Consider the following 4,203-nt stretch of genomic DNA (forward strand, 5'->3'; position numbering starts at 1 on the left):
AGTTTCTGATGTCTTCTAGGATTAAAGTGCACTATCTCCCTCCTTATTCGCCGAATTTGAATCCTATTGAACGCTTGTGGAAGATCTTAAAGGAAAAGAAGGTATACAATCGATATTACGAAACGTCGGTGACTTTTTTTCAGGCAATTAGAGGATTCTTCTTAGAAGAGATACCGAAAATAACAGATATTTTGAAATGTAGGATAAACGACAAGTTTCAAGTCGTTGACTTAAATCCCATTAAGCTAGCCGTTTGAATCGGCACTAGTATATTATCAAAAGTTGGTAAAAAAAACCAAAAAGTTTTAGAATTAACCCACTCCATCACACTTTGGGACTAAACATCTAAGAAAATACATAGAAGAACCTTCAGCAGTCAATTTCCAACTTAAATCTCGTATTATTTTAGTTTTTTGGTCAGAATTTCATTTACTATGACAGGAGAGGCTTTACCTTTACATAATTTCATGACTTGTCCAACTAAGAAATCAAAGGCTCTTGTTTTTCCAGTATGAAAATCAGCAATCGATTGTGGGTTATTCTCTAAAACCTTATCCACTAAAAGTGTAATGCTTGAAATATCTTGCAGGGGCTGGTAGTCAGGGTTTTGTTTTACGATTTGCTCAGGATCTGCTCCTGGGGCTTTGCACATATCATCAGCAATGCTTTTAGCAATCTTTCCAGTAATGGTGTTTGATTCAATCATCTTGACAAGTTTACCTATATCGCTAGGCCCAATTCCTGAGCGAATGAGACTATTTCCTGTGTCTTTAAAGCGCCCAGCAAACTCTATGATCATCCAATTACATATGCTTTTAGGGCTAGGGCAGATTTTAAGCGCTTCTTCAAAATAATCAGCGAGCTTTTTATCGTTAATTAAAAAGGCAGCAGCAGATTCAGGCAGTTCTAATTCTTGTAAATAGCGATTGTATCTTTGGTGTGGTAATTCTGGCAAAGTAGCTTTAATTGCTTTAATCTCTTCTTCTTTGAGTAAAATCGGAGGAAGGTCTGGTTCTGGAAAATAGCGATAATCATCAGCATCTTCTTTTTCACGCATTAAAACGGTTTCTTTTTTCTCTGAATCAAAACGATAGGTTCCTTGAGATATTACTTTATAAAAGTCTTTTTGCGGATGCAGAGTGTATTCACGAATTTGTCTGCGAATCTCTGATTCAAGCGCCAGTTCTATATTGCTAAAAGAATTGAGATTTTTAATCTCAATTTTTGTACGCAAGATCTGTTCTCCTTTCTTCCTGACAGAAATGTTACAATCAATACGAAAGGAACCTTCATCCATATTACAATCAGAGACGTCTAGATATTCTAAAATGGCTTTAATAGCCATAGAATAGGCTCCTGCTTCTTTGGGAGTATGCATACAGGGATCTGAGACAATTTCTATTAGTGCTACCCCTGCTCTATTGTAATCAACACCTGTAAATGTACTAAAGTGTTTTAAAGTACCAGCATCATCTTCCAAATGACTTCGATTAATAGAAAAATGTTTTAATACGCCTTCTACATCAGCTACTACAGTACCCCCTATTAAAATGGGTTTATAGAACTGTGTAATTTGAAAATTACGAGGGCTATCGGGATAAAAATAGGATTTACGATCAAATTGACTGCTCAAAGAGACCTCAGAGCCTACTGCACAACCAAAAAGAACAGCTTTATGTACAGCTTCTTTATTCAAAACAGGTAAAGCCCCAGGTTGACCCGTACAGACAGTGCTAATATTTGTATTAGGCTCATCTCCAAAATGATTAGCTGCAGAGCTAAAAAGCTTAGATTTAGTATTGAGCTGTGCGTGAATTTCTAAACCAATTACGGGTTGCCAATCTCCATAGCAGATCTCGCTCATTTTTATACCTTTTTATCAAATAAAGGGGGAATGATGTTTGTAAAGGAAGTAGCACTTTCAAAAGCATGTCCAAAACGCAGAACCTCTGCATCATACATATAAGGCCCAATGAGTTGCAAGCCATAAGGGAGGTTTTCCTCACTAAATCCATTAGGGACACTAATTGCTGGTAATCCTGATAGGTTTACAGATACAGTGAAAACATCCTGTAGATAAAGCTGTACCGGATCTTGAAATTTGCCTAAAGGAAAGCTTGTTAAAGGAGATGTTGGCATAGCAATCATGTTGCATTTAGCAAAGGCTTGTTGAAACATTTGGATTAATAAAGTGCGTACTTTTTGTGCTTTTTTGCAATACGCCTCTTGATAACCAGAGGAGAGAACATAAGTGCCTAGCAAAATGCGTTTTTTTACCTCTGCTCCAAAACCTTCTTGCCTAGAAAGTACATAAATCTCCTCGAGGGTTTTTGCTTCCTCCGCTCGCTTGCCGTAACGAATGCCATCAAAACGCGCAAGGTTTGTGGATGCCTCTGCTGTAGCTAGAATGTAGTAGACGGCAATTGCATATTTTAACAGCTTTAAATCTACATCTACAATAGTTACACCTAATCTTTTAAAAACTTCTACGGCTTCTAAAAAATGTTCCTTAGATCCAGGATCTAATTCACTTAAGCAACTATAGGGGACACCAATTGTTTGACCGTGAATGGGTTGATCCAGTTTTTTTAAATAGTCTTCTGAAGGGGATTTAATGCTGGTAGAGTCATAAGAGCAGTGTCTTGAAATCACCTGCATGCATAAAGCGGCATCTTTTACATCGTAGGTCAAAGGACCGATCTGATCTAGAGAAGAAGCAAAGGCTACCAAGCCGTAACGAGAGACTTTTCCGTATGTAGGCTTAAATCCTACAATTCCACAAAAAGCAGCTGGTTGTCTGATAGATCCGCCTGTATCTGTTCCTAGAGAAATAGGGCAAAAACGCGCAGCTACAGATGCGGCAGATCCTCCAGATGATCCACCTGGTGTACATTTAAGATCCCAAGGATTTTTAGTTATTTGATAAGCAGAGTTTTCTGTAGAAGATCCCATGGCAAATTCATCAAGATTGGTTTTACCAATGATCAATGCATCTGCTTCTTCTAAAAGCCTAACTACAGTTGCATCAAAAACCGCTTTATAGTTTTCTAAAAACTTAGAAGCGCAGGTTGTTTTTTCTCCTTGAATATGAATATTGTCTTTAATGGAAACAGGTACCCCTGCTAAAGCGCCTAGCGGCTTGCCAGAATCCCTTTTGCGATCTAATTCACCAGCTTTTAACATTACCCGCTCTTCCATTACAGATAGAAAAGCGCCAATTTTTTCATCATGCAGGGAAATTCGCTCTAACGTCTTTTCCGCAATTTGTTTAGCGGACATCTTTTTTTTGCAAAATCCCTCACGAATAGCATGGGCAGATAGTCGATACATGTACAAAAACTCTTTAGTTAGAAAAATTAATTACTGTAGGCACTCGAATTATGCTGCCTAAATGAGAAGGAGCATTTTCTAAAAACTGCTCTCTGGATAAGGTATTCATAACTGTGTCATCTCTTGTGACACTATTTTGGATTTCTCCCACTTGATAACAAGTAGGGACATCCGTTGTGTCAACTTCAGAAAGCAGTTCCATATAACCTAACACTTTTTTTAAATGCTTAGATATGGCTTTTTTTTCCTCATCTGTTGCTTCGCCAAGACGGCAGAGTCTATTAAGCTTTTCAAGATCTTCTTCATCAAACTTTGTCATTTAAATTCCTTAAAAGAGCTGAATACGAATAACCACTATAATTTTTCTTTCTTTGCCTGTAAAGGAAAAAATACCGAAAAAATTGGGCGGCAAGAGCCTTACTAGTTTGAGGATGAGCCTCTATGTAAGCAAATTTAAAGATCCTATCAATAGCTACAATAAGATAAAGTTTTCCTTCTTGGGTACGCACTTCAGCAATATCAATATACATGCCATAATTGCACACAAAGAAGGGGTTGCTCCTTAAACGGAGTAGGATAAACTCTCCAATATAAACGAGATTTTTTCAAATCTCAAAACCGCTCATTAAAGAGCAAAAAAATGAGGAGCAACCCATAAAGCATTATATTGGATTAGATGTATCAATGAAAAGAACTTTTATCTGTGTATTTAAATGAACAAGGTAAGATTGTCCATGAAGGTTCAGAAAAAACAGATCCTGATTTACTAGCAGATTATTTTTCCAAAAGAAATTTTCAAGAAATCGTTGTTGGCTTTGAAAGTGGATGTTTATCTCATTACCTAGTCACAGGATTTAGAAAAAGAGCTATAGA

The 4,203-nt window shown here is 37.2% G+C and carries 4 protein-coding genes and 1 pseudogene; 1 reads left to right on the forward strand and 4 read right to left on the reverse strand.

What is annotated here, in order from left to right; all coding sequences use genetic code 11:
* The coding region (locus tag RHOW815_RS09410; RefSeq protein ID WP_502757465.1) for a transposase at positions 1-257 on the forward strand (257 nt) is incomplete at its 5' end.
* Positions 258-400: 143 nt separating this feature from the next.
* On the opposite strand, the gene gatB is transcribed toward RHOW815_RS09410, so the two are convergent.
* From gatB to RHOW815_RS08665, 4 genes and pseudogenes are all read right to left on the reverse strand, one after another.
* A complete protein-coding gene (gatB, locus tag RHOW815_RS07105; protein ID WP_215217622.1) occupies positions 401-1,864 on the reverse strand; it encodes an Asp-tRNA(Asn)/Glu-tRNA(Gln) amidotransferase subunit GatB in 1,464 nt (487 codons plus the stop codon).
* Between the two features lie 2 nt (positions 1,865-1,866).
* On the reverse strand, positions 1,867-3,330 hold the full coding sequence (gene gatA / locus RHOW815_RS07110; RefSeq protein WP_215217623.1) for an Asp-tRNA(Asn)/Glu-tRNA(Gln) amidotransferase subunit GatA: 1,464 nt from the start codon (positions 3,328-3,330) through the stop codon (positions 1,867-1,869).
* A 13-nt stretch (positions 3,331-3,343) separates the two neighbouring features.
* Positions 3,344-3,649 carry an Asp-tRNA(Asn)/Glu-tRNA(Gln) amidotransferase subunit GatC gene (gene gatC, locus RHOW815_RS07115; protein ID WP_215217624.1) on the reverse strand — a complete coding sequence of 102 codons (306 nt, stop codon included), beginning with the start codon at positions 3,647-3,649 and terminating at the stop codon, positions 3,344-3,346.
* A gap of 73 nt (positions 3,650-3,722) precedes the next feature.
* Positions 3,723-3,857, reverse strand: a pseudogene (locus RHOW815_RS08665) (IS481 family transposase); the annotation flags it as partial.
* Positions 3,858-4,203 lie beyond the last annotated feature (346 nt).

It is taken from the genome of Candidatus Rhabdochlamydia sp. W815, assembly GCF_018642185.1.
GTDB classification, from domain to species: Bacteria; Chlamydiota; Chlamydiia; order Chlamydiales; family Rhabdochlamydiaceae; genus Rhabdochlamydia; species Rhabdochlamydia oedothoracis.

Bases quoted from the DNA above. Each gene is read 5' to 3' on its own strand.
- gatC (WP_215217624.1), bottom strand. From the start codon at position 3,649: ATGACAAAGTTTGATGAAGAAGATCTTGAAAAGCTTAATAGACTCTGC.
- gatB (WP_215217622.1), bottom strand. From the start codon at position 1,864: ATGAGCGAGATCTGCTATGGAGATTGGCAACCCGTAATTGGTTTAGAA.
- gatA (WP_215217623.1), bottom strand. From the start codon at position 3,330: ATGTATCGACTATCTGCCCATGCTATTCGTGAGGGATTTTGCAAAAAA.